Here is a 20,464-nt window from a genome sequence, read left to right as displayed (position 1 = left end):
GGCGTGGAAATGTTCCGCAAGCTGCTGGACCGTGGTGAAGCTGGCGACAACATCGGCGCGCTGCTGCGTGGCGTTGAGCGTGACGGCGTTGAGCGCGGTCAGGTTCTCTGCAAGCCCGGTTCCGTGAACCCGCACACCAAGTTCGAAGCCGAAGCCTACATCCTCACCAAAGAGGAAGGTGGCCGTCACACGCCGTTCTTCGCGAACTACCGTCCACAGTTCTACTTCCGTACAACTGACGTGACCGGCACCGTTCAGCTGGCAGAAGGCACCGAGATGGTCATGCCTGGCGACAACGTGTCCTTCGGCGTTGAGCTGATCGCACCGATCGCCATGGAAAACGGCCTGCGCTTCGCGATCCGCGAAGGTGGCCGTACGGTTGGCGCCGGCGTTGTGTCGAAGATCACTGAGTAATTATGGGCCGGGCCTTTGGGCCTGACTTGTAAGACTTTCGAAAGGCCGCAGCATTCGCTGCGGCCTTTTGCGTTTGCGGGGGAGGAGCTATTGCGCCTGCCGGCCAAGTCAGGAATCAGGTGTTTTTTTCGGTCGTGATTGAACTCTGGCGGTGTGCGCTGTCACGCCGCAAGCGGCATGACTTTGCGCACAGGTTCTAAAAACACGGGGGTTTTTAGAACCTGCTTGCCACGGCCATCGATTCCCCCTATAGGACGCCAATCACCGGGGTGCGTCAGACGCGCCCCGTTTGATTTGATACCAAGGCGCGATGAGGGGGCCGGATGAGCCTGCTTCCTCCAATCCGTTGAAATCCCAAAACAAGGGATATGCATATGGCCGCTCCAAGCCAGAACATCCGCATTCGCCTGAAGGCGTTTGACTATCGGGTGCTCGATTCTTCTACACAGGAAATCGTCAGCACCGCGAAGCGCACAGGCGCTTCGGTTCGCGGACCCATTCCGCTGCCGAACAAAATCGAGAAATTCACCGTTCTGCGTGGTCCCCACGTTGACAAGAAATCCCGTGACCAGTTCGAAATCCGCACGCACAAGCGTCTGCTGGATATCATTGATCCGACCCCCCAGACCGTGGACGCGCTGATGAAGCTCGACCTCGCCGCTGGCGTGGATGTCGAGATCAAGCTGCAATCGTAAGCCGGGAGGGTAATCATATGTTGCGCTCAGGCGTTATTGCAAAAAAAGTCGGCATGACCCGGCTGTTCATGGAAGACGGCAAGCAGATTCCTGTGACCGTTCTCCAGTTGGACAAGCTTCAGGTTGTCGCACAGCGCACCGCAGACCGTGACGGCTACACCGCCGTTCAGCTGGGTGCCGGTTCGGCGAAAGCCAAACGCACAAGCCAAGCCATGCGTGGCCATTTCGCAGCAGCGAAAGTGGAACCCAAGCGCAAGGTTGCTGAATTCCGCGTCGATGCGGAAGCGATGCTGGAAGTCGGTGAGGAAATCATCGCGGACCATTACTTCGCAGGTCAGTACGTTGACGTTGCAGGCACTTCGATCGGTAAAGGTTTTGCCGGTGCGATGAAGCGTCACAACTTTGGCGGTCTGCGGGCGACACACGGTGTTTCCATCAGCCACCGTTCGCACGGTTCCACAGGCCAGTGTCAGGATCCCGGCAAGGTTTTCAAAGGTAAGAAAATGGCCGGTCACATGGGCGCTGCCCGTGTCACCACGCAGAACCTCGAGGTCGTCAAGACTGACAGCGCGCGTGGCCTGATCATGGTTAAAGGTGCCGTTCCTGGCTCCAAAGGTGGCTGGGTCACCGTCAAGGATGCGGTCAAAAAGCCGTTCCCCGAAGACGCGATTCTGCCCGCCGCTCTGAAATCCGCCGCTGAAGAAGCCGCGAAAGCCGCCGAAGAGGCAGCCGCCGCAGCCGCAGCAGAGGCAGAAGCTGAAGCCAAGCGTTTGGCCGAAGAGCAAGCCGCACAGGAAGCCGAAGCGCTGAAAGCCGCAGAAGCTGAAATCGCAGCTGAGGGTTCGGATGCCGACAATTCCGATGCCGACGCTGACAAGAAAGAAGGTGACGCATGAAACTCGATGTCATCAAACTCGACGGTGGCAAGGCCGGGTCCGTAGACCTGGACGAAGCACTGTTCGGCCTTGAGCCGCGTGCCGACATCCTGCACCGCGTCGTGCGCTGGCAGCGTAACAACGCGCAGCAGGGTACGCACAAGGTCAAGACGCGGTCCGAGACCAGTTACTCGACCAAGAAGATCTATCGCCAAAAAGGCACCGGCGGCGCACGCCACGGTGACCGTAACGCGCCGATCTTCCGTAAGGGTGGTATCTACAAGGGTCCAACCCCGCGTAGCCACGGCCACGAGCTGACCAAGAAGTTCCGCAAGCTGGGTCTGCGCCACGCGCTCAGCGCCAAAGCAAAAGCCGGTTCCTTGGTCATCATCGACGAAGCAACGTCCGAAGGCAAAACAGCCGCTCTGGCCAAGCAGGTTTCGAACCTGGGTTGGAAGCGCACGCTGGTCATCGATGGCGCTTCGGTCAACGAGAACTTCGCACAGGCCGCACGCAACATCGAAGGTTTGGATATCCTGCCGTCGATGGGCGCAAACGTCTATGACATCCTCAAGCGTGACACTCTGGTGATCACCAAAGCGGGGATCGAAGCATTGGAGGCACGCCTGAAATGAGCGCCAAGCATGAACATTACGATGTGATCCGCAAGCCGATCATCACCGAGAAAGCAACAATGGCGTCCGAACAGAACGCTGTCGTTTTCGAAGTGGCGATCGAGAGCAACAAGCCAATGATCAAAGAGGCCGTTGAGGCGCTCTTTAACGTCAAGGTGAAGGCCGTGAACACGTCCATCACCAAAGGCAAGGTCAAGCGTTTCCGGGGCCAGATGGGCCGCCGTAAAGACGTGAAAAAGGCTTATGTGACGCTCGAAGAAGGCAACACAATCGACGTATCCACCGGGCTGTAAGCTTTCGGTGAATGATCTGGAAAGGGCCTCCGCTTAGCGGGGGCCTTTTTTGTTGCGGCGGTGGTAAGTCAGCGCACTGGCAATCAAAAGCGCCAGTGGTGTGTCTGAGATGCTAGTCTGTGCATTAAATAGGACTGCGCGGTTCCCTTCATAGGTGAACGCATCCCCGAACGCCGTGCGCGCGTCTGAAATGAGTGTGGTCTGGCAATGAACATAGAGCGCGTATCCGCCGGATTTCGGCACACCTAGTCGCAAAGGCGTTCCCGATTTGCTTTGGGAAGTAAGATAGGCCGGTTGCCCCCATTTGAGAGTTTCTTCGATAGGGCCTACGCCTTCGGTCTCTGCAACTTCGAAAATAAGCTGCCGTATTTCCAGAAGGCCCGCGCGTGCCAACGCAGGAAAACATGCAAAAGCGGCTGCTACGCCTTCGTTTTGAAACGGTGGGCTGGATGAAATCATGGGTCAGCCTAGGAGGGGAGGGCGGCATGTTCAATTGTCGGGGTGTCCCAAAGCGTCGCCTTACCGGCTAATTTTGGCCACAGACGCCGAAACCCGACGTTAATAGTCAACGGATAAGTTGCTTGCTGCGTGCTTTCCTCTACAAGGCATAGAGCAACGATAAAAAGCAGTTCTATGTTTCACGAAAAATCTCCCTCTGGCGCGTCTGCGGACGTGCCGAACGCGCGCGACTGGGTCCGCGTGCTGGCTCGCTACCGCGAGCCGAGCACTTGGCGCAGCAGTTTCGAGCTGGCGATCACGCTTGGGCCCTTCGTCCTGCTTTGGGCACTGGCGTGGTGGGCGATGTCGATCAGCGGCTGGCTGACACTGGCGATCTCGCTGGTCAATGCGGGCTTTTTGCTGCGGCTCTTTGCGATCCAGCACGATTGTGGTCATGCTGCGTTCTTTAGCAGCCGACGTACCAGTGATTGGGTTGGGCGTGTGTTGGGGGTTTTGACACTCACGCCCTATGACGTTTGGCGCCGTACGCATTCGATCCACCACTCCTCTGCCGGGAATCTTGGGCGCCGGGGGATTGGGGATATTCACACGCTGACAGTTGCAGAATATCGCGCACTTGGGGTGTTCGGAAGGTTTCACTATCGGCTTTATCGCAACCCGGTGGTGCTGTTTGGTCTTGGACCAAGCTATCTGTTTTTCGTGCAGAACCGCATCCCGCTGGGGTTGATGGCCAAAGCGCGCTATTGGATAAGCGCGATGGGCACCAACCTGTCGATCCTGGTAGCGCTGGCGGTGATCTTTTATTTCGGGGGGATCATGCCGATCCTGCTAATCTTTGTGCCCAGCACGCTATTGGCGGCGACGGCAGGCATGTGGCTGTTCTACGTTCAGCACCAGTTTGAGACGACTCATTGGGAGGAAAACGAGGCATGGGATTTGCATGATGCTGCGTTCCACGGCTCGTCGCATTATATCCTGCCGCGGCCGCTGCAGTGGTTGAGCGCCAACATCGGCATCCACCACGTTCACCACCTCTACAGCCGTATCCCATTCTACCGTCTGCCTGAGGTGTTGCGTGATCACGCGGCGCTAGCAGAGGGGAACCGGATGACCATCCGCGAGAGCCTTTCCAATGCGCGTTTGCATCTGTGGGATGAGAAGACCAAGCGCCTGTTGTCATTCGCTCAGGCCCGCAGCGCGGCCTGACGCGCAACCGACCTAAGCATAGACATAAACCCCGCTTTGGCGGGGTTTTTTGCATTTACGCCCTTCACTTGAAACCAAAATGAGAGCGCGGGACAGGGTGCTCCAATCATATGCCGGAACTCAACGAAGCCGAAGTTGCAATCCTTGATCCGGGTATACGTCTGGTCGAAAGGTTGGCCTTAACTAATCCCGCCCTGCTGAAAACCTGAACATATGGAGGAAGGCGCCCCGGCGCCATCTTTTCGTTTGTGTAGGCGCGGCGGGAGGAATCTTTCTATGCCCACTGGACGGGCAGATTTGAACCTGCTAGGTCGCCACATCGGCTCAGACCCCGGATTCGTCCGGGGTTTGGCTATTTGAACGATCCCGGTGGTTGGGATGCCTGCCTCGCAAGAGATTTTAGCCCATCCACCACTCCTACAGGGGACCTTCGGGGCCCTACAACCAACGCGCTTTCATCATGATGGATGCGTGCCAAGCAAACGGAAGACAGAGAACATGGCACTCAAGTCGTACAAACCGACGACGCCAGGCCAGCGTGGACTGGTACTGATCGACCGTTCGGAGCTGTGGAAAGGCCGCCCGGTCAAAGCCCTTACTGAGGGTTTGACCAAATCTGGCGGTCGGAACAACACCGGACGAATCACAATGCGTCGTACAGGTGGTGGTGCAAAGCGCCTCTACCGTATCGTTGATTTCAAGCGTAACAAGCTGGACATGTCCGCTGTTGTCGCGCGGATCGAATATGACCCCAACCGGACCGCTTTCATCGCACTGATCCAATACGAAGACGGCGAGCAGGCCTACATCCTGGCCCCCCAGCGTCTGGCCATCGGCGACAAGATCATCGCCGGCGCCAAAGTGGACATCAAACCCGGTAACGCGATGCCTTTCTCGGGCATGCCAATCGGTACGATCGTCCACAACATCGAGATGAAGCCCGGTAAGGGCGGTCAGATCGCACGTGCCGCCGGCACCTACGCCCAGTTCGTGGGTCGTGACGGTGGCTACGCTCAGATCCGTCTGAGCAGCGGCGAGCTGCGTCTCGTGCGTCAGGAATGCATGGCCACCGTTGGTGCTGTGTCTAACCCCGACAACTCCAACCAGAACTACGGTAAAGCGGGCCGCATGCGTCACAAGGGCATCCGTCCTTCTGTACGTGGTGTGGTGATGAACCCGATCGACCACCCGCACGGCGGTGGTGAAGGCCGGACCTCTGGTGGTCGTCACCCGGTTACTCCTTGGGGTAAGCCGACGAAGGGTGCCAAGACCCGCAACAAGAACAAAGCGTCCAGCAAGCTTATCATCCGCTCGCGTCACGCCAAGAAGAAGGGGCGTTAATTCATGGCTCGTTCAGTATGGAAAGGTCCTTTTGTTGACTCTTATGTCCTCAAAAAGGCAGAGGCTTCCCGCGAGGGCGGCCGTAACGAAGTGATCAAGATCTGGTCGCGCCGCAGCACGATCCTGCCCCAGTTCGTGGGTCTGACGTTTGGCGTGTACAACGGTCATAAGCACATCCCTGTTAACGTCAGCGAAGACATGATCGGTCAGAAGTTCGGTGAGTACTCCCCGACTCGGACCTACTACGGTCATGCCGCCGACAAAAAAGCGAAGCGGAAATAAGCCATGAGCAAGGATAAGAATCCCCGCCGCGTGGCAGACAACGAAGCAATGGCAAAACTGCGCATGCTTCGCACCAGCCCGCAGAAACTGAACCTGGTTGCAGCTCTGATCCGTGGCAAGTCCGTGGACAAAGCGTTGACCGACCTCACCTTCTCCAAGAAGCGGGTCGCGCAGGACGTGAAGAAATGTCTTCAGTCCGCGATTGCTAACGCCGAGAACAACCACAACCTGGACGTCGATGAGCTCATCGTGGCCGAGGCCTATGTCGGTAAGAACCTGACCATGAAGCGCGGTCGCCCACGTGCCCGTGGCCGTTTCGGCAAGATCATCAAGCCGTTTGCCGAGATCACGATCAAAGTGCGTCAAGTTGAGGAGCAAGCCTGATGGGTAACAAAGTAAATCCGATCGGTATGCGTCTTCAGGTGAACCGCACCTGGGACAGCCGCTGGTACGCCGACACCAAGGATTACGGTGATCTTCTTCTCGAAGACCTCGCAATCCGCGACTTCATCAAGAAAGAGTGCCACCAAGCTGGTGTTGCCCGTGTGATCATCGAGCGTCCGCACAAAAAGTGCCGCGTCACGATCCACACAGCACGCCCCGGTGTCATCATTGGCAAGAAAGGCGCGGACATCGAGACGCTGCGCCAGAAGATCGCCAAGATGACCAACTCGGAACTGCACCTCAACATCGTTGAGATCCGCAAGCCCGAGCTAGACGCACATCTGGTTGGTGAGAGCATTGCACAGCAGCTGGAGCGCCGGGTTTCTTTCCGCCGCGCCATGAAACGTGCCGTGCAGAACGCCATGCGCATGGGCGCACTGGGCATCCGCGTGAACCTCGCGGGTCGTCTTGGTGGTGCTGAAATCGCGCGTACCGAATGGTACCGTGAGGGTCGCGTGCCTCTGCACACATTGCGTGCCGACATCGATTACGCACATGTCGAAGCGGCCACCGCTTACGGCATCATCGGGATCAAGACATGGATCTTCAAAGGCGAGATCATGGAACATGACCCCGCCGCGCGTGACCGTAAGGCACAGGAACTCCAAGACGGCCCAGCACCTCGCGGTGCCGGCGGTCGTCGCTAAGGGGGAATGACAAATGCTTCAACCAAAGCGTACTAAATTCCGTAAGCAGTTTAAGGGCTCGATCAAGGGTCTGGCAAAGGGCGGGTCTGACCTGAACTTTGGCACCTACGGCCTGAAGGCACTGCAGCCGGAGCGGGTTACAGCCCGTCAAATCGAAGCGGCACGCCGCGCCATGACGCGTCACATGAAGCGTCAAGGCCGTGTCTGGATCCGCATCTTCCCGGACGTTCCGGTCACCTCTAAGCCCGTCGAAGTTCGTATGGGTAAAGGTAAAGGTTCCGTCGACTTCTGGGCAGCCAAGGTCAAGCCGGGCCGCATCATGTTTGAAATCGACGGTGTCGGTGAAGACGTGGCACGCGAAGCCCTGCGTCTGGCAGCCATGAAGCTGCCGATCAAGACCCGGGTTGTCGTCCGCGAGGACTGGTAAGCCGCACGCCCCGCGAGGGGTGGGTAAGAGAAATGAACCCCCGTCGAGCGATCGGCGGGGGTTTTTCTTTGTCAGACGAGGGCTTCGTTTTTGAGGTCAAGCCAGAGCTTGCCCTTCTGGTAGCCCCCTTTGACCAGATGCCCCGGTTCGGCGATTTCAGGGTAAGCATCCGCCCAATCGCGAAACCGATCACGGCTCACCACCTGCCCCCCATAGTCCCGCGCCGACTGGAGGATATAGGGGTCGGCCGGGGTGCCTTTGGGGACCACCATTACCCGGTCCACCGGAAGATCAAGTTGTCTGCTTAACGCTTTATCGTGTTGATATCGTCCGATAAGCAGATAGCCGGCATTGGCATCAAACACGACGCCGGGTGTGTAACCGCGGTCGCGCAGCTCGTCCACGACCTCGCGCACGACTTTGATGCTCGGCTCGCCCGACTTCCAATGCATAACGTTCGAGCCATCCACGATGATCCACTTTTTCTGGGCGCGCTTGGGTTGAGCCAGGGCGCGCAGCAAGAGGATCGCACTAGCAATAACGCAAGGCACACCGAGCAGCGTGAGATCTTGCCAGCCGGGCATAGATGCTCCGGCGATGGTCAGGACCAAAGAACCGAGTAATAATAAGAAGGGGCAAATCATATTTGAGATAACTGCGTTGAATAATGCTTAAGGTTGAGTGTCAGGCAAATAGGCGCGTTGAGCAAGGCGCGGCGGCCCGTACTGGCCATCCCGCCTAATAGTCGGTAGCCTCGTCACAACCCATCGCGACAGGAAAGGCCCAGCCACATGAAGCACGTCCCAAAGCCCAATACCGACGAAGACTTGATCCGTGCGTTCCTCGACAAGGGTGGGGAGGTCAAAAAGGGAAAGACCAAGCCGATGCCCAGCGATTTGGGGCTCAGCAACAATCAGTGGGGCAATAAGCTGACGAAAGAAGAGAAAGCCGCAGTAAAGGCGCAAGAAGAGGCGGCAAAGGCGGCCAAGAAGTAGGGCAGAGCGCGATGGTGTGCCTTCAGATATCGACCTGATAGACGCCCAAAGCCTCGGCCAGCGTGGTTTCTTCGAAATGGAAGTGCGATTGCACGACAGTAACGAGTTGGTCAAAGATTGCGCGGGTTTCGGCGAAGTCCTTCGCACTTGGTGCTTCGGTCAAGCTTTCCGCGGCCTTGCCGAGCCGCTCTAGAAGCGCATGCACTACCTCATGCTCTTCCCGTAGCCGATCTACGATGGTGCGGACAGCATCAGATCCACGGGCCTGCAACTGCGGAAAAATGCTTTGTTCTTCGATGTTGTGATGCATCGTCAACGCCCAGCATTGCTGCCCGCAGAGCGTTCCGGCAGCGGCGAAATTCTGGGCCATTTCTGTATGCAGCACGATATGGGCCAGATCGGCGGGTGGTGTCTCTCCGCCTTCCATCCGGGCCATGACCTGTGCAATCCGGGCAAGATCCTTTAAGTAATGTCTGTGAATGGCCGCCAGATGCCGCCCCGCTTGCCGCTGACTGTCGGTTACCTTACCTAGCTGAGGCATCGGCGGGCGGGTGTCTGGGTCAATCGTTAACGCAGTCAGGGGCCGCCCATCGGCGTGTTTTGCCATCCTAGGCCCAATTGTAGTTGAAGCTCACCGACACGCGATCTTCCTCAATCATGTTCATCGGCACCTCGTGGCGCAGCCAGCTTTCCCACAGCAGCACATCACCAGCTTGGGGCGCGACATAGATGAAGGGGCGCAGCTCCTCGCGGGCGTCCTTCACCCGGCCGGGGGCTGCCATCATCATCGGCAAGCGCGGGTCTTCAAAGCGGATCGCGCTGGCGCCTTCGGGCATGGTGACATAGGTCGTGCCCGAGATTACCGAATGCGGGTGAATATGCGATGTGTGGATGCCGCCTTCGGGCAGGATGTTCAGCCACAGTGAATCCAGCACCAGTTTGCGCGCGCCCAGATCGAACTCTAGATCTTTGGCAAATTCCGCCACATGTTTGTCCAGCACGGCGACCAGATCTTTGAAGATCGGGAAGCGGTAGGGCAGGTCGTCCAATGAGGCATAAGAAGTGTAACCCGCATAGCCGTTCTCCTCGCACCAATCCTGTCCGGCCTCGTCATCCTCGGCAATCGAGAAACAAGAGGCGGCCAGCTCATCAGTGTCGATGGGTTTGCCATGCGCCGACAGGGCGGCGTGATAGAGGCGGGTGGCGAAAAGCGATTTGATGTTTGACATAGGCCCTTCTTATGCGGAACATGTTCCTATCGCCAGCGTCTTTCCCGCCTAATTCACAGGCGCCGGGCCATCGGGGGTTGCCATGTGCGACCTCAGCGCGTATTGGCACCTTTCATCATGAACTCCACCAGAATCATGGTCACCCTGACAGGGGCCTACTGGTGATGTTGAAAGGAAGAGGCCGTGAAAGCCAGCGAACTGCACGACAAGACGCCGGACCAGCTCCGCGACGAGCTTGTGAACCTGAAAAAAGAATCCTTCAACTTGCGTTTTCAGCAGGCCACCGGCCAGCTGGAGAACCCTGCACGTTTGAAGACCGTGAAGCGTGACGTGGCCCGTGTCCACACCGTGCTGAACCAGAAAGCCGCTGCTGCGGCAGCCGAATAATAGGAGCCTGAAACATGCCCAAGCGTATCCTTACAGGCACCGTGACATCGGACGCCAACGCACAAACAGTTTCCGTTTCCGTAGAGCGCCGCTTTACGCATCCGGTTCTGAAAAAGACCATCCGTAAGTCCAAGAAGTACCGGGCTCACGATGAGAACAACACATACAAAGTGGGCGACAGCGTTCGCATCATCGAGTGTGCACCAAAGTCGAAAACCAAACGTTGGGAAGTTTTGACTTCGGACAAGACCGAAGCCTGAGCCCCTTAAACGAAACCCTGGGATGAGGGCCGCATCGCCCCCCAGAAGGTCGGGAGAAACCAAATGATCCAGATGCAGACCAACCTGGATGTTGCTGACAACAGCGGCGCGCGCCGTGTTCAGTGCATCAAGGTCTTGGGTGGTTCCAAGCGTAAATACGCATCCGTCGGCGACATCATTGTCGTGTCGGTCAAGGAAGCCATCCCTCGCGGTCGTGTGAAAAAGGGCGACGTCCGTAAGGCCGTTGTCGTTCGCACCGCCAAAGAAGTTCGCCGCGACGATGGCACCGCCATCCGTTTCGACCGCAACGCTGCTGTTATCCTGAATAACAACAACGAGCCTGTCGGCACCCGTATCTTCGGGCCGGTTGTTCGTGAGCTGCGCGCGAAGAACTTCATGAAAATCATCTCGCTCGCTCCGGAGGTGCTGTAATCATGGCTGCTAAACTTCGCAAAGGTGACAAGGTCATCGTCCTGTCCGGCAAGGACAAGGGCAAGACGGGCACCATCTCGTCTGTTGACCCCAAGTCGAACAAGGCGATCGTTGACGGCGTGAAAATCGCCATCCGCGCCACACGCCAGACACAGACATCTCAAGGCGGCCGCATCCCCAAGGCGATGCCGATCGACCTGAGCAACCTCGCACTGGTGGATGCCAATGGCAAAGCCACCCGCGTGGGTTTCAAAATCGAAGGCGACAAAAAAGTGCGCTTTGCCAAGACCACGGGGGACGTGATCGATGCTTGATACCGCAACCTACACACCCCGCCTTCAGGCCGAATACCGCGAGAAGATCCGCGCCGCCCTGAAAGAGGAATTCGGCTACAAGAACGACATGATGATCCCCAAGCTGGACAAAATCGTTCTGAACATCGGCTGTGGTGCCGAGGCCGTACGTGACAGCAAGAAAGCCAAGTCGGCTCAGGAAGACTTGACCGTGATTGCAGGCCAGAAGGCCCTGACAACCGTGGCCAAGAAATCCATCGCTGGTTTCCGCGTCCGTGAGGAAATGCCGCTGGGTGCGAAAGTAACCCTGCGCGGTGACCGCATGTACGAATTCCTTGACCGTCTGATCACGATCGCAATGCCCCGTATCCGCGACTTCCGCGGCGTGCCAGGCAAAAGCTTTGACGGCCGTGGCAACTACGCCATGGGCTTGAAAGAGCATATCGTGTTCCCCGAAATCGACTTCGACAAAGTTGACGAGACTTGGGGTATGGACATCGTGATCGCCACCACGGCGAAAACCGACGCTGAAGCCAAGGCGCTGTTGAAAGCTTTCAACATGCCCTTCAATTCATAAGCGCGGGAAGGATTAGAAATGGCTAAGAAATCCATGATTGAGCGCGAGAAGAAGCGCGAAGCACTGGTCAAAAAATATGCTGAGAAGCGCGCGGCTCTGAAAGAGATCGTGAGCGACGAAAGCAAACCGATGGAAGAGCGTTTCCGCGCTTCCCTGAAGCTGGCGAAACTGCCGCGCAACAGCTCTGCTGTGCGTCTGCACAACCGCTGCCAGCTGACGGGCCGCCCGCACGCCTACTATCGTAAACTGAAAATTTCGCGGATCGCGCTGCGGGACCTTGGCTCTTCGGGCCAGATCCCCGGCATGGTCAAGTCGAGCTGGTAAGGAGCGCATCAGATGAACGATCCTATCGCAGATATGCTGACACGCATCCGTAACTCTTCGCTGCGCGGCAAATCCACCGTATCCACACCAGCTTCCAAGCTGCGTGCATGGGTGTTGGACGTGCTGGCCGACGAAGGCTACATCCGCGGCTACGAAAAGGTGACGGGCGCCGATGGCCACCCCGCCATCGAGATCAGCCTCAAGTACTACGAAGGCGAGCCTGTTATTCGCGAATTGAAACGGGTTTCCAAGCCCGGTCGTCGCGTTTACATGGCCGTCAATGACATTCCTGTTGTCCGTCAGGGCCTCGGTGTGTCGATTGTCTCCACCTCCAAAGGTGTGATGTCGGACGCATCTGCACGCTCTGCCAATGTTGGCGGCGAAGTGCTCTGCACCGTATTCTAAGGAGAAGACAATGTCTCGAATTGGTAAGAAACCTGTCGCCATGCCTTCGGGCGTCTCGGCAGAGGTAAGCGGTCAGACGATTGAAGTGAAGGGCCCTAAGGGGACCCGCACCTTCCGTGCGACTGACGACGTGACGCTGACGGTCGAAGACAGCGCAATCACTGTGACACCGCGCGGCAAGTCCAAGCGCGCACGTCAGCAGTGGGGCATGTCCCGGACTATGATCGAAAACCTGGTGACCGGTGTCACCACGGGCTTCAAGAAAGAGCTTGAGATCCAAGGTGTTGGTTATCGTGCTGCCATCAACGGCAACACGCTGCGCCTGAACCTCGGTCTCAGCCACGATGTTGACTATGTTGCGCCCGAGGGCGTCACCGTAACAGCACCGAAGCAGACCGAAATCGTTGTGGAAGGCATTGACGAACAGCTTGTTGGTCAGGTCGCTGCGAACATCCGCGCTTGGCGCAAGCCCGAGCCCTATAAGGGCAAAGGCATCCGCTATAAGGGTGAGTTCGTGTTCCGCAAAGAAGGCAAGAAGAAGTAAGGAACGGAAAGATGGCAAATACCAAAAGACAGCTGTTCCTGAAACGCCGCATGCGCGTTCGGAACAAACTCCGCAAAGTGAACGCCGGGCGCATGCGCCTGTCGGTACACCGTTCGTCCAAGAACATCTCGGCTCAGCTGATCGACGATGTGAACGGCGTTACACTCGCATCCGCCTCCACCATGGAGAAGGATCTGGGCGTCGTTGGCAAAAACAACGTCGAAGCGGCAACCAAGGTCGGCGCATTGATCGCCGAGCGTGCCAAGAAAGCTGGCGTGGAAGAAGCATACTTCGACCGTGGCGGTTTCTTGTTCCACGGCAAAGTGAAAGCTTTGGCCGAAGCGGCCCGCGAAGGCGGTCTGAAGATCTGATTGTGCGGTGCGTGGGCAACCACGCACCTGCTTTCATGTGGAGGCTGCGCCGCGTGTGCAGCTTTCCTACGAAGAGGGCCACGCTGGCCCTCTCGATGATCCGGGGGCCGCTGGCCCACCAGGATTGACCAAAGGGGGCCCAAGGGCCACAGAAAAAGGAAGATGCCAGATGGCAAGAGATGACAACCGTGGGGGCAACCGCCGCAACCAGCGCGACGAGACCCCGGAATTCGCTGACCGTCTGGTCGCGATCAACCGCGTGTCCAAGACCGTTAAGGGTGGTAAGCGTTTCGGCTTTGCCGCACTTGTAGTCGTGGGCGATCAAAAAGGCCGCGTCGGCTTTGGTAAGGGTAAAGCGAAAGAAGTGCCCGAGGCCATCCGCAAGGCGACTGAGCAAGCCAAGCGTCAGATGATCCGCGTGCAGCTGCGCGAAGGTCGTACGCTGCACCATGACATGCACGGCCGCCACGGCGCCGGCAAAGTCATCATGCGTACAGCACCTGAAGGTACCGGTATCATCGCCGGTGGTCCGATGCGTGCCGTATTCGAGATGCTGGGCGTAAAGGACGTTGTGTCCAAGTCGGTCGGTTCGCAGAACCCATACAACATGATCCGCGCCACTTTGGACGGTCTGAGAAAAGAGCAATCGCCCCGTTCCGTCGCGCAACGTCGCGGCAAGAAAGTGGCTGACATTCTGCCCAAGCGTGATGACAACGTAGAGTCCTCCGCACAAGTGGCTGAGGAGGCATAAGCATGGCCAAGACACTCGTAATCAAGCAGGTCGGCTCGCCGATCCGCCGCCCCGCCAAGCAAAAGGCAACTCTGGTTGGCCTGGGTCTGAACAAAATGGGTCGTACCCGTGAACTGGAAGATACACCTTCCGTCCGCGGCATGATCAACAAGGTCTCGCACATGGTCGAGATCGTTGAAGAGAAAGGCTGAACCTAGGGTTCAGCGGTAGAGTGGGGGACCACTCTACGAAGACGCCTCGCAGGAAACTGCGGGGCGTTTTGCTTTTTGGGCTGATTGTGCCACCGGCCCGGATCAAGCTGCAGGCGCCGGGCGTGCTGGCGAGTTAGTGAGGTTTGGCGCTCTTCTGCGCAGTCACACTATCACTGCAGGCTAAAGTGGCCTGGATCACTGTTGAGGTCGCCACCTCACGGGCAGGCGATGGCCCGTGTTGCCTCGTAAGAGCCCATGTTTGCCGCCACCCCCTTGTCACGCCTTGCGCCATCCCCTATACGCCCCCGGTGGCCCGTGTTGGGTTGCAATGGAATCGAAACGCCGCGTTTGGCCACTCCCGTCGCTGGGGGCCATTTCCGGCAAAAGGAGAAGCGACATGAAACTGCACGAACTTTCCGACAACGAAGGCGCAACCAAGAAGCGTATGCGCGTCGGCCGTGGCCCTGGCTCCGGCAAGGGTAAAATGGGTGGCCGTGGTATCAAAGGTCAAAAGTCCCGTTCCGGCGTGGCGATCAAGGGCTTTGAAGGCGGCCAGATGCCGATCTATCAGCGTCTGCCCAAGCGTGGCTTTAACAAGCCCAACCGCAAGTCTTTCGCTGTTGTGAACCTAGGCCTGATCCAGAAGTTCATCGACGCCAAGAAGATCGACGCTGGCAACACCATCGACGGTGCTGCTCTAGTTGCGTCCGGTCTGGTTCGTCGTGAGCTGGACGGTATCCGCGTTCTGGCCAAAGGTGACATCACCTCTAAGATCGACCTGAACGTTGCCGGCGCTTCTCAGTCTGCCATCGAGGCGGTCGAGAAGGCAGGCGGCAAGGTGACTGTGACTGCCCCCAAGGCGGTCGAAGCATCCGAGTAATGCGGCCTTAAGGCTTGTGAGCGGCGCGCCAGCCGCTTACATATCCTCAAGTTTTCCCGAACGCCGCCCGCCGGAAAACGGCCCGGGCGGCGTTTTTGTAACAAAAGAAGAGACCCCTCATGGTATCTGCCGTCGAAAACATGGCCGCGAACACGAGCTGGGCCGCATTGGGCAAGGCAACTGACCTGCGCAACCGGATCCTGTTCACGCTCGGGCTGCTTATCGTTTACCGCCTTGGCACCTTTATCCCGGTGCCCGGCATCGATGGTGGGGCGCTGCGTGACTTCATGGAAAGCGCGGGCCAAGGCATCGGCGGCATGGTGTCGATGTTTACCGGCGGCGCGCTAGGCCGGATGGGTATCTTCGCTCTGGGCATCATGCCTTATATTTCGGCCTCGATCATCGTTCAGCTGCTGACCTCCATGGTTCCGGCGCTGGAGCAGTTGAAAAAAGAGGGCGAGCAGGGACGCAAGAAGATTAACCAGTACACACGCTACGGCACCGTGGCGCTGGCGACTTTGCAGTCCTATGGTCTCGCGGTCAGTCTTCAGGCGGGTGACATTGTTGCTGACGGGCAGATGGGCTTTGGCTTTATCGCAGCCTGTATGATCACGCTCGTCGGCGGCACTATGTTCCTGATGTGGCTCGGTGAGCAAATCACCGCACGCGGCATCGGCAACGGTATCTCGCTGATCATCTTCGTCGGCATTATCGCCGAAGTCCCCGCCGCCATAGCCCAGTTCTTTGCTTCGGGCCGCTCTGGCGCGATCAGCCCTGCGGTGATTGTTGGTGTGCTGGTCATGGTGATCGCGACGATCATGTTCGTGGTCTTCATGGAGCGCGCGTTGCGCAAGATCCATATCCAGTACCCCCGTCGCCAAGTCGGCATGAAGATGTATGACGGCGGCACGTCGCACCTGCCGATCAAAGTGAACCCCGCAGGCGTGATCCCGGCAATCTTTGCCTCCTCACTGCTGCTTCTGCCAGTGACGGTCAGCACATTCTCGGGCAACTCCACCAGCCCTGTGATGTCTTGGCTCTTGGCGAACTTTGGCCCCGGCCAGCCGCTTTATTTGCTGTTCTTCGTGGCGATGATCGTCTTCTTTGCCTATTTCTATACGTTCAACGTCAGCTTCAAACCCGATGACGTGGCCGACAACCTGAAGAACCAGAACGGTTTCGTGCCGGGCATCCGTCCGGGCAAACGCACCGCCGAGTATCTTGAGTATGTCGTGAATCGCATACTGGTCTTGGGTTCGTTCTACCTCGCTGCGGTCTGTGTTCTGCCGGAAATTCTGCGCGGTCAGTTCGCTATTCCCTTCTACTTCGGCGGTACATCGGTGCTGATCGTCGTGTCGGTGACGATGGACACCATCCAACAGGTGCAGAGCCATCTGCTCGCGCATCAATACGAAGGTTTGCTTGAACGCTCGCAATTGCGCGGCAAAGGTGCGGGCAAAGGCAAAGGTACACGCAAGAAACGGAGCCCCGTACGTCGATGAACATTATTCTACTCGGGCCTCCGGGCGCAGGCAAAGGCACCCAAGCACGTCATCTCGTCGAGACCCGCAATATGGTCCAACTCTCCACCGGCGACATGCTGCGTGAAGCGAAAGACAGCGGTACAGAGATGGGCAAGATCGTCGCGGACGTTATGGACCGTGGCGCGCTGGTCACTGATGAGATCGTCATTGGCCTGATCCGTGAAAAGCTGACCGACAAGGCCGAGCATGGCGGTTTCATCTTTGACGGGTTCCCGCGCACGCTGGCCCAAGCCGACGCATTGGCCGAATTGATGGCGGATGAGGATCAAAACCTTGATGCCGTAATCGAGATGAAGGTCGACGATGAGGCGCTGGTCGCCCGCATCACCGCTCGCTCCACCTGCGCAAGCTGCGGCGAGGTTTACAACGACCTGACCAAGCCGATCCCCGAAGATGGCAAATGCAGCAACTGCGGCGGCACCGAGTTCAAACGCCGGGCGGACGACAATGAGGAAAGCCTCAAGACCCGTCTGATGGCTTACTACAAACAGACCTCTCCGTTGCTGGGCTATTACTATGCCAAAGACATGCTTCAGAGCGTTAATGGTTTGGGTAAGATCGACGAAGTTCGCGCCGAGATCGCAGCAATCCTCGACGCTTGATCGGGTCGCAGGGAAGGGCAGGCGGCGACGCTCTCTTTCCCTAGATGGCGCATCGGCAGCACAGTTTTGCGCAGTGGCTTGACGCCCTGCGCAAAACCTCATAGTCACCCCTATCTCGCGAGAGAATCAAATTGTGGCAAGGGTTCAGCCCAACCCCGCAAGATCACCTGATCAGCCTCAGCCCGATGGCCTTATCGCCTCGGGCTTGTGTTGTGAAAAAAGGGTCTGGAACGACGGACCCGCAACGAAAAGGAATAGCTAACGTGGCACGTATTGCCGGCGTAAACATCCCGACTGCAAAGCGGGTTCCAATCGCCCTCACCTATATCACCGGTATTGGCACCTCCTCCGCCAAAGCCATTTGCGAAGCCGTTGGCATCGACGCGACCCGTCGCGTTAACGAACTCTCCGACGCCGAAGTTCTGGCCGTGCGTGAGCACATCGACGCCAACTACACCGTCGAAGGCGACCTGCGTCGTGACACGCAGATGAACATCAAGCGTCTGATGGACCTTGGTTGCTACCGTGGCCTGCGCCATCGTCGTAACCTGCCCGTCCGTGGTCAGCGTACCCACACCAATGCTCGCACCCGCAAAGGCCCCGCAAAGGCCATTGCTGGCAAGAAGAAATAAGGGAGGGTCTGATCAATGGCACGCGATAAGACAAAGACCAAGCGTAAGGTCTCCAAGAACATCGCCGCAGGTGTGGCGCATGTGAACTCAAGCTTTAACAACACCAAGATCCTGATCTCGGATGTTCAAGGCAACGCAATCTCCTGGTCCTCCGCTGGCACCATGGGCTTCAAAGGGTCGCGTAAGTCGACACCTTACGCAGCTCAGATGGCCGCAGAAGATGCTGGCCGCAAAGCTCAGGATCACGGCGTCAAGACGCTGGAAGTCGAAGTGCAAGGCCCCGGTTCCGGCCGTGAATCCGCACTGCGCGCTCTGGCTGCTGCCGGTTTCAACATCACGTCGATCCGTGATGTGACCCCGATGGCCCACAACGGTTGCCGCCCGCCCAAACGCCGCCGCGTTTAAGTCGGGATTGTTTGACATGGGGTCGCGCCTTACGTGCGGCCCCATACCGCTTTTCAGAAACCTCGAGCGTTTGTGTCATTTGGACATGAGGCACAAGCAAGGATGGAGGGACGCATGATCCACAAAAATTGGGCTGAATTGATCAAGCCGCAACAGCTGGACGTCAAGCCGGGCAATGACCCAGCCCGTCAAGCAACTGTTATGGCAGAACCGCTGGAGCGGGGCTTTGGCCTGACGCTCGGCAACGCGCTGCGCCGCGTGCTGATGTCGTCGCTCCAGGGTGCGGCAATCACATCCGTGCAGATCGACAACGTGCTGCACGAGTTTTCCTCCGTGGCCGGTGTGCGCGAAGACGTGACCGACATCATCCTGAACCTCAAAGGCGTTAGCCTGCGCATGGAAGTCGAAGGGCCCAAGCGCCTGTCGATCTCTGCGAAGGGTCCGGGCGTTGTCACTGCCGGTGACATCTCCGAATCCGCCGGTATCGAGATTCTGAACCGCGAGCATGTGATCTGCCACCTTGACGATGGTGCAGATGTCTACATGGAACTGACCGTCAACACTGGCAAGGGCTATGTCTCTGCCGACAAGAACAAGCCGGAAGATGCGCCCATCGGTCTGATCCCGATCGACGCGATTTATTCGCCGGTCAAGAAGGTCTCCTATGACGTGCAGCCCACCCGTGAGGGCCAGGTGCTGGACTATGATAAGCTGACCATGAAAGTCGAAACAGACGGTTCCATCACGCCGGATGACGCCGTAGCCTTCGCCGCGCGCATCCTGCAGGATCAGCTGGGCATCTTCGTCAACTTCGACGAGCCGGAATCGGCGTCCCGTCAGGACGACGACGATGGTCTTGAGTTCAACCCGTTGCTGCTCAAGAAAGTCGACGAGTTGGAACTGTCTGTACGTTCGGCAAACTGCCTGAAGAACGACAACATCGTCTATATCGGCGACCTGATCCAGAAGACCGAAGCCGAAATGCTGCGCACGCCGAACTTTGGCCGCAAGTCTTTGAACGAGATCAAGGAAGTGCTGTCGGGTATGGGCCTGCACCTTGGCATGGACGTCGAGGACTGGCCGCCAGAGAACATCGAAGACCTCGCCAAGAAGTTCGAGGATTCGTTCTAAGAGACACGGCCCCGGAAACTTTCAAAGTTTCCGGGCCGATTTCTTCAAAAGAAATCGGGCACCGTTACGACCGGGTGCAAGCCCCAAGGAGAGCCCGTGACACGCATCGCGGGCCAGACAAAGCAAAACCGCCCGTAGAGGGCATCACGATTGGAGTAAGACAATGCGTCACGCACGTGGATACCGCCGCCTGAACCGTACACATGAACACCGCAAGGCGCTGTTCTCGAACATGGCAGGCTCGCTCATCGAGCATGAGCAAATCAAAACAACCTTGCCGAAAGCCAAGGAACTGAAGCCGATCATCGAAAAGATGATCACGCTGGCCAAACGTGGCGATCTGCACGCCCGCCGTCAGGCCGCAAGCAAGCTGAAAGAAGACCAGTATGTCGCGAAACTGTTCGACATCCTCGGCCCGCGCTACAAAGACCGCCAAGGTGGTTACGTTCGCGTGCTGAAAGCTGGCTTCCGCTATGGTGACATGGCGCCTATGGCGATCATCGAATTCGTCGACCGCGACCGCGACGCCAAAGGCGCCGCAGACAAAGCGCGTCTGGCTGAAGAAGAAGCCGCAGAATAAGATTTCGCAGATTGCGGATTGGAAAGCCCTGCCATCTGGCGGGGCTTTTTCTTTTGGCGGCGTAGGGATAGGCAGTTGCACCAGTGAAGGCGGCTGCGCATATCAGGACGTATGAGATACTTTTTGGCGTTCTTAATACCGCTGGCTGCACCAAGCAGGGTTGGCCATCTGCGCTCGCATTATGACACAACCGCCGTGATCGGCGCAGCGGCC

The 20,464-nt window shown here is 57.8% G+C and carries 34 protein-coding genes; 30 read left to right on the top strand and 4 right to left on the bottom strand.

What is annotated here, in order from left to right; genetic code table 11:
- From BM229_RS08635 to BM229_RS08615, 5 genes are all read left to right on the top strand, one after another.
- A partial coding sequence (locus tag BM229_RS08635) for an EF-Tu C-terminal domain-related protein (RefSeq protein WP_476755911.1) occupies window positions 1-414 on the top strand: 414 nt, incomplete at its 5' end.
- A gap of 374 nt (window positions 415-788) precedes the next feature.
- Window positions 789-1,109 carry a 30S ribosomal protein S10 gene (rpsJ, locus tag BM229_RS08630; protein ID WP_093927152.1) on the top strand — a complete coding sequence of 107 codons (321 nt, stop codon included), beginning with the start codon at window positions 789-791 and terminating at the stop codon, window positions 1,107-1,109.
- A 17-nt stretch (window positions 1,110-1,126) separates the two neighbouring features.
- Window positions 1,127-2,005, top strand: coding sequence for a 50S ribosomal protein L3 (gene rplC / locus BM229_RS08625; protein ID WP_007118831.1), 879 nt, complete (start codon window positions 1,127-1,129; stop codon window positions 2,003-2,005).
- A complete protein-coding gene (rplD, locus tag BM229_RS08620) occupies window positions 2,002-2,619 on the top strand; it encodes a 50S ribosomal protein L4 (RefSeq protein ID WP_093927151.1) in 618 nt (205 codons plus the stop codon). The genes rplC and rplD overlap by 4 nt, the downstream gene beginning before the upstream one ends.
- Window positions 2,616-2,912 carry a 50S ribosomal protein L23 gene (locus tag BM229_RS08615; RefSeq protein WP_007118833.1) on the top strand — a complete coding sequence of 99 codons (297 nt, stop codon included), beginning with the start codon at window positions 2,616-2,618 and terminating at the stop codon, window positions 2,910-2,912. The genes rplD and BM229_RS08615 overlap by 4 nt, the downstream gene beginning before the upstream one ends.
- A 33-nt stretch (window positions 2,913-2,945) precedes the next feature.
- Here BM229_RS08615 and BM229_RS08610 read toward each other — a convergent pair whose 3' ends face one another.
- Window positions 2,946-3,371: a DUF1801 domain-containing protein gene (locus tag BM229_RS08610; protein WP_093927150.1), complete on the bottom strand. Its 426-nt coding sequence runs from the start codon at window positions 3,369-3,371 to the stop codon at window positions 2,946-2,948.
- A 174-nt stretch (window positions 3,372-3,545) separates the two neighbouring features.
- Here BM229_RS08610 and BM229_RS08605 point away from each other — a divergent pair, with 174 nt between their 5' ends.
- From BM229_RS08605 to rplP, 6 genes are all read left to right on the top strand, one after another.
- On the top strand, window positions 3,546-4,577 hold the full coding sequence (locus BM229_RS08605) for a fatty acid desaturase family protein (RefSeq protein WP_093927149.1): 1,032 nt from the start codon (window positions 3,546-3,548) through the stop codon (window positions 4,575-4,577).
- 498 nt (window positions 4,578-5,075) lie between these two features.
- On the top strand, window positions 5,076-5,918 hold the full coding sequence (gene rplB / locus BM229_RS08600) for a 50S ribosomal protein L2 (protein WP_067625855.1): 843 nt from the start codon (window positions 5,076-5,078) through the stop codon (window positions 5,916-5,918).
- Window positions 5,919-5,921: 3 nt separating this feature from the next.
- Window positions 5,922-6,200, top strand: a complete 279-nt coding sequence (rpsS, locus tag BM229_RS08595) for a 30S ribosomal protein S19 (protein ID WP_007118838.1) — start codon at window positions 5,922-5,924, stop codon at window positions 6,198-6,200.
- A gap of 3 nt (window positions 6,201-6,203) precedes the next feature.
- Entirely contained in the window at window positions 6,204-6,584 is a 381-nt protein-coding gene (gene rplV, locus BM229_RS08590) for a 50S ribosomal protein L22 (protein WP_067267968.1), read from the top strand.
- Window positions 6,584-7,291 carry a 30S ribosomal protein S3 gene (rpsC, locus tag BM229_RS08585; RefSeq protein WP_093927148.1) on the top strand — a complete coding sequence of 236 codons (708 nt, stop codon included), beginning with the start codon at window positions 6,584-6,586 and terminating at the stop codon, window positions 7,289-7,291. Before rplV ends, rpsC begins: the two co-directional genes overlap by 1 nt.
- Window positions 7,292-7,304: 13 nt before the next feature.
- Window positions 7,305-7,718 carry a 50S ribosomal protein L16 gene (rplP, locus tag BM229_RS08580; RefSeq protein WP_007118841.1) on the top strand — a complete coding sequence of 138 codons (414 nt, stop codon included), beginning with the start codon at window positions 7,305-7,307 and terminating at the stop codon, window positions 7,716-7,718.
- A 71-nt stretch (window positions 7,719-7,789) separates the two neighbouring features.
- Here the strand turns inward: rplP and BM229_RS08575 are convergent, their stop codons facing one another.
- Window positions 7,790-8,302 carry an NYN domain-containing protein gene (locus tag BM229_RS08575; RefSeq protein WP_338117460.1) on the bottom strand — a complete coding sequence of 171 codons (513 nt, stop codon included), beginning with the start codon at window positions 8,300-8,302 and terminating at the stop codon, window positions 7,790-7,792.
- A gap of 207 nt (window positions 8,303-8,509) precedes the next feature.
- Between BM229_RS08575 and BM229_RS08570 the strand changes: the two genes are divergently transcribed.
- Window positions 8,510-8,713 (top strand): hypothetical protein, encoded by a 204-nt coding sequence (locus BM229_RS08570; RefSeq protein ID WP_093927146.1) that lies wholly within the window; start codon window positions 8,510-8,512, stop codon window positions 8,711-8,713.
- Window positions 8,714-8,735: 22 nt separating this feature from the next.
- On the opposite strand, the gene BM229_RS08565 is transcribed toward BM229_RS08570, so the two are convergent.
- Window positions 8,736-9,320, bottom strand: coding sequence for a hemerythrin domain-containing protein (locus tag BM229_RS08565; RefSeq protein ID WP_093927145.1), 585 nt, complete (start codon window positions 9,318-9,320; stop codon window positions 8,736-8,738).
- Between the two features lies 1 nt (window position 9,321).
- Window positions 9,322-9,942 (bottom strand): TIGR02466 family protein, encoded by a 621-nt coding sequence (locus BM229_RS08560; protein WP_093927144.1) that lies wholly within the window; start codon window positions 9,940-9,942, stop codon window positions 9,322-9,324.
- Window positions 9,943-10,125: 183 nt separating this feature from the next.
- Here BM229_RS08560 and rpmC point away from each other — a divergent pair, with 183 nt between their 5' ends.
- The 18 genes from rpmC (at window position 10,126) to rplQ (ending at window position 20,251) form a co-directional block, all read left to right on the top strand.
- The gene (gene rpmC / locus BM229_RS08555) at window positions 10,126-10,329 is read left to right on the top strand and encodes a 50S ribosomal protein L29 (RefSeq protein WP_007118846.1); all 204 of its coding nucleotides are present in this window, start codon (window positions 10,126-10,128) and stop codon (window positions 10,327-10,329) included.
- A gap of 14 nt (window positions 10,330-10,343) precedes the next feature.
- Window positions 10,344-10,589, top strand: coding sequence for a 30S ribosomal protein S17 (rpsQ, locus tag BM229_RS08550; protein WP_093927143.1), 246 nt, complete (start codon window positions 10,344-10,346; stop codon window positions 10,587-10,589).
- 63 nt (window positions 10,590-10,652) lie between these two features.
- Window positions 10,653-11,021: a 50S ribosomal protein L14 gene (rplN, locus tag BM229_RS08545; protein WP_007118848.1), complete on the top strand. Its 369-nt coding sequence runs from the start codon at window positions 10,653-10,655 to the stop codon at window positions 11,019-11,021.
- A 2-nt stretch (window positions 11,022-11,023) separates the two neighbouring features.
- Window positions 11,024-11,335: a 50S ribosomal protein L24 gene (gene rplX / locus BM229_RS08540; protein ID WP_067267981.1), complete on the top strand. Its 312-nt coding sequence runs from the start codon at window positions 11,024-11,026 to the stop codon at window positions 11,333-11,335.
- Window positions 11,328-11,891 carry a 50S ribosomal protein L5 gene (gene rplE, locus BM229_RS08535; protein ID WP_093927142.1) on the top strand — a complete coding sequence of 188 codons (564 nt, stop codon included), beginning with the start codon at window positions 11,328-11,330 and terminating at the stop codon, window positions 11,889-11,891. The genes rplX and rplE overlap by 8 nt, the downstream gene beginning before the upstream one ends.
- 18 nt (window positions 11,892-11,909) lie before the next feature.
- On the top strand, window positions 11,910-12,215 hold the full coding sequence (gene rpsN / locus BM229_RS08530) for a 30S ribosomal protein S14 (protein ID WP_007118851.1): 306 nt from the start codon (window positions 11,910-11,912) through the stop codon (window positions 12,213-12,215).
- A gap of 12 nt (window positions 12,216-12,227) precedes the next feature.
- The gene (gene rpsH / locus BM229_RS08525) at window positions 12,228-12,620 is read left to right on the top strand and encodes a 30S ribosomal protein S8 (RefSeq protein WP_067622243.1); all 393 of its coding nucleotides are present in this window, start codon (window positions 12,228-12,230) and stop codon (window positions 12,618-12,620) included.
- A gap of 10 nt (window positions 12,621-12,630) precedes the next feature.
- The gene (gene rplF / locus BM229_RS08520) at window positions 12,631-13,164 is read left to right on the top strand and encodes a 50S ribosomal protein L6 (protein WP_093927141.1); all 534 of its coding nucleotides are present in this window, start codon (window positions 12,631-12,633) and stop codon (window positions 13,162-13,164) included.
- A gap of 11 nt (window positions 13,165-13,175) precedes the next feature.
- A complete protein-coding gene (gene rplR, locus BM229_RS08515) occupies window positions 13,176-13,535 on the top strand; it encodes a 50S ribosomal protein L18 (RefSeq protein WP_093927140.1) in 360 nt (119 codons plus the stop codon).
- A gap of 169 nt (window positions 13,536-13,704) precedes the next feature.
- Window positions 13,705-14,286, top strand: a complete 582-nt coding sequence (gene rpsE / locus BM229_RS08510) for a 30S ribosomal protein S5 (RefSeq protein ID WP_093737988.1) — start codon at window positions 13,705-13,707, stop codon at window positions 14,284-14,286.
- A gap of 2 nt (window positions 14,287-14,288) precedes the next feature.
- Window positions 14,289-14,477: a 50S ribosomal protein L30 gene (gene rpmD, locus BM229_RS08505; RefSeq protein WP_007118856.1), complete on the top strand. Its 189-nt coding sequence runs from the start codon at window positions 14,289-14,291 to the stop codon at window positions 14,475-14,477.
- A gap of 397 nt (window positions 14,478-14,874) precedes the next feature.
- Entirely contained in the window at window positions 14,875-15,357 is a 483-nt protein-coding gene (gene rplO / locus BM229_RS08500; protein WP_093927139.1) for a 50S ribosomal protein L15, read from the top strand.
- 119 nt (window positions 15,358-15,476) lie between these two features.
- A complete protein-coding gene (gene secY / locus BM229_RS08495; RefSeq protein ID WP_093927138.1) occupies window positions 15,477-16,859 on the top strand; it encodes a preprotein translocase subunit SecY in 1,383 nt (460 codons plus the stop codon).
- Window positions 16,856-17,503, top strand: a complete 648-nt coding sequence (locus tag BM229_RS08490) for an adenylate kinase (RefSeq protein ID WP_093927137.1) — start codon at window positions 16,856-16,858, stop codon at window positions 17,501-17,503. Before secY ends, BM229_RS08490 begins: the two co-directional genes overlap by 4 nt.
- Before the next feature lie 263 nt (window positions 17,504-17,766).
- A complete protein-coding gene (gene rpsM, locus BM229_RS08485) occupies window positions 17,767-18,135 on the top strand; it encodes a 30S ribosomal protein S13 (RefSeq protein ID WP_007118860.1) in 369 nt (122 codons plus the stop codon).
- Between the two features lie 15 nt (window positions 18,136-18,150).
- Entirely contained in the window at window positions 18,151-18,540 is a 390-nt protein-coding gene (rpsK, locus tag BM229_RS08480; RefSeq protein WP_067622222.1) for a 30S ribosomal protein S11, read from the top strand.
- Window positions 18,541-18,654: 114 nt separating this feature from the next.
- A complete protein-coding gene (locus BM229_RS08475; RefSeq protein WP_007118862.1) occupies window positions 18,655-19,671 on the top strand; it encodes a DNA-directed RNA polymerase subunit alpha in 1,017 nt (338 codons plus the stop codon).
- Window positions 19,672-19,834: 163 nt separating this feature from the next.
- Window positions 19,835-20,251 (top strand): 50S ribosomal protein L17, encoded by a 417-nt coding sequence (rplQ, locus tag BM229_RS08470; RefSeq protein ID WP_093927136.1) that lies wholly within the window; start codon window positions 19,835-19,837, stop codon window positions 20,249-20,251.
- Window positions 20,252-20,464 lie beyond the last annotated feature (213 nt).

Origin of the sequence: Sulfitobacter dubius (genome assembly GCF_900113435.1) — a bacterium.
Lineage (GTDB): Bacteria > Pseudomonadota > Alphaproteobacteria > Rhodobacterales > Rhodobacteraceae > Sulfitobacter > Sulfitobacter dubius.
Note: the sequence above shows the minus strand (reverse complement) of the source record. Positions and strands in the feature narration are given on the sequence as shown.

What these genes read in the sequence shown, in the direction of transcription:
- rpsJ (WP_093927152.1), top strand. Translation starts at nt 789, where the DNA reads ATGGCCGCTCCAAGCCAGAACATCCGCATTCGCCTGAAGGCGTTTGAC.
- rplC (WP_007118831.1), top strand. Translation starts at nt 1,127, where the DNA reads ATGTTGCGCTCAGGCGTTATTGCAAAAAAAGTCGGCATGACCCGGCTG.
- rplD (WP_093927151.1), top strand. Translation starts at nt 2,002, where the DNA reads ATGAAACTCGATGTCATCAAACTCGACGGTGGCAAGGCCGGGTCCGTA.
- BM229_RS08615 (WP_007118833.1), top strand. Translation starts at nt 2,616, where the DNA reads ATGAGCGCCAAGCATGAACATTACGATGTGATCCGCAAGCCGATCATC.
- BM229_RS08610 (WP_093927150.1), bottom strand. Translation starts at nt 3,371, where the DNA reads ATGATTTCATCCAGCCCACCGTTTCAAAACGAAGGCGTAGCAGCCGCT.
- BM229_RS08605 (WP_093927149.1), top strand. Translation starts at nt 3,546, where the DNA reads ATGTTTCACGAAAAATCTCCCTCTGGCGCGTCTGCGGACGTGCCGAAC.
- rplB (WP_067625855.1), top strand. Translation starts at nt 5,076, where the DNA reads ATGGCACTCAAGTCGTACAAACCGACGACGCCAGGCCAGCGTGGACTG.
- rpsS (WP_007118838.1), top strand. Translation starts at nt 5,922, where the DNA reads ATGGCTCGTTCAGTATGGAAAGGTCCTTTTGTTGACTCTTATGTCCTC.
- rplV (WP_067267968.1), top strand. Translation starts at nt 6,204, where the DNA reads ATGAGCAAGGATAAGAATCCCCGCCGCGTGGCAGACAACGAAGCAATG.
- rpsC (WP_093927148.1), top strand. Translation starts at nt 6,584, where the DNA reads ATGGGTAACAAAGTAAATCCGATCGGTATGCGTCTTCAGGTGAACCGC.
- rplP (WP_007118841.1), top strand. Translation starts at nt 7,305, where the DNA reads ATGCTTCAACCAAAGCGTACTAAATTCCGTAAGCAGTTTAAGGGCTCG.
- BM229_RS08575 (WP_338117460.1), bottom strand. Translation starts at nt 8,302, where the DNA reads ATGCCCGGCTGGCAAGATCTCACGCTGCTCGGTGTGCCTTGCGTTATT.
- BM229_RS08570 (WP_093927146.1), top strand. Translation starts at nt 8,510, where the DNA reads ATGAAGCACGTCCCAAAGCCCAATACCGACGAAGACTTGATCCGTGCG.
- BM229_RS08565 (WP_093927145.1), bottom strand. Translation starts at nt 9,320, where the DNA reads ATGGCAAAACACGCCGATGGGCGGCCCCTGACTGCGTTAACGATTGAC.
- BM229_RS08560 (WP_093927144.1), bottom strand. Translation starts at nt 9,942, where the DNA reads ATGTCAAACATCAAATCGCTTTTCGCCACCCGCCTCTATCACGCCGCC.
- rpsQ (WP_093927143.1), top strand. Translation starts at nt 10,344, where the DNA reads ATGCCCAAGCGTATCCTTACAGGCACCGTGACATCGGACGCCAACGCA.
- rplN (WP_007118848.1), top strand. Translation starts at nt 10,653, where the DNA reads ATGATCCAGATGCAGACCAACCTGGATGTTGCTGACAACAGCGGCGCG.
- rplX (WP_067267981.1), top strand. Translation starts at nt 11,024, where the DNA reads ATGGCTGCTAAACTTCGCAAAGGTGACAAGGTCATCGTCCTGTCCGGC.
- rplE (WP_093927142.1), top strand. Translation starts at nt 11,328, where the DNA reads ATGCTTGATACCGCAACCTACACACCCCGCCTTCAGGCCGAATACCGC.
- rpsN (WP_007118851.1), top strand. Translation starts at nt 11,910, where the DNA reads ATGGCTAAGAAATCCATGATTGAGCGCGAGAAGAAGCGCGAAGCACTG.
- rpsH (WP_067622243.1), top strand. Translation starts at nt 12,228, where the DNA reads ATGAACGATCCTATCGCAGATATGCTGACACGCATCCGTAACTCTTCG.
- rplF (WP_093927141.1), top strand. Translation starts at nt 12,631, where the DNA reads ATGTCTCGAATTGGTAAGAAACCTGTCGCCATGCCTTCGGGCGTCTCG.
- rplR (WP_093927140.1), top strand. Translation starts at nt 13,176, where the DNA reads ATGGCAAATACCAAAAGACAGCTGTTCCTGAAACGCCGCATGCGCGTT.
- rpsE (WP_093737988.1), top strand. Translation starts at nt 13,705, where the DNA reads ATGGCAAGAGATGACAACCGTGGGGGCAACCGCCGCAACCAGCGCGAC.
- rpmD (WP_007118856.1), top strand. Translation starts at nt 14,289, where the DNA reads ATGGCCAAGACACTCGTAATCAAGCAGGTCGGCTCGCCGATCCGCCGC.
- rplO (WP_093927139.1), top strand. Translation starts at nt 14,875, where the DNA reads ATGAAACTGCACGAACTTTCCGACAACGAAGGCGCAACCAAGAAGCGT.
- secY (WP_093927138.1), top strand. Translation starts at nt 15,477, where the DNA reads ATGGTATCTGCCGTCGAAAACATGGCCGCGAACACGAGCTGGGCCGCA.
- BM229_RS08490 (WP_093927137.1), top strand. Translation starts at nt 16,856, where the DNA reads ATGAACATTATTCTACTCGGGCCTCCGGGCGCAGGCAAAGGCACCCAA.
- rpsK (WP_067622222.1), top strand. Translation starts at nt 18,151, where the DNA reads ATGGCACGCGATAAGACAAAGACCAAGCGTAAGGTCTCCAAGAACATC.
- BM229_RS08475 (WP_007118862.1), top strand. Translation starts at nt 18,655, where the DNA reads ATGATCCACAAAAATTGGGCTGAATTGATCAAGCCGCAACAGCTGGAC.
- rplQ (WP_093927136.1), top strand. Translation starts at nt 19,835, where the DNA reads ATGCGTCACGCACGTGGATACCGCCGCCTGAACCGTACACATGAACAC.